This is a genomic window from Ochrobactrum sp. SFR4 (assembly GCF_019730395.1).
Taxonomy (GTDB): domain Bacteria; phylum Pseudomonadota; class Alphaproteobacteria; order Rhizobiales; family Rhizobiaceae; genus Pseudochrobactrum.
This window is the reverse complement of sequence record NZ_JAAPBB010001003.1, coordinates 1-256: the sequence shown is the minus strand read 5'-3', so window position 1 is coordinate 256 and position 256 is coordinate 1. Positions and strand designations below refer to the sequence as shown.

Below are 256 nucleotides of genomic sequence, written 5' to 3'. Positions count from 1 at the left end.
CCAAGTCGCTGCCAGATTTCCATCACCAAATATGTCCATTGTGCATGTATGAAAAACTACAGTGGTCGTATCTGTATGGTTCCAAGTCACATGTGTTCTGGATGATGGAAAGTGTGCAGTATCACCTTCATTCAAAATTATTAAATCGCCTTCCAGCTCCAGCGTGAGTGAACCGCGAACTATGTAGAAAATCTCTTCCCCTTCATGCGAAGTTGGTTCACTGCGATGACCGGGGGGCTCATGCATCAAAGTTGAG

General features: G+C 45.3%; 1 protein-coding gene. It reads right to left on the bottom strand.

All coding sequences use genetic code 11. From position 1 onward, the window contains the following. Positions 1-256, bottom strand: a 256-nt coding sequence (locus tag HBA93_RS22110) for a cupin domain-containing protein (RefSeq protein ID WP_221724674.1), incomplete at both ends; no start/stop codon positions are given.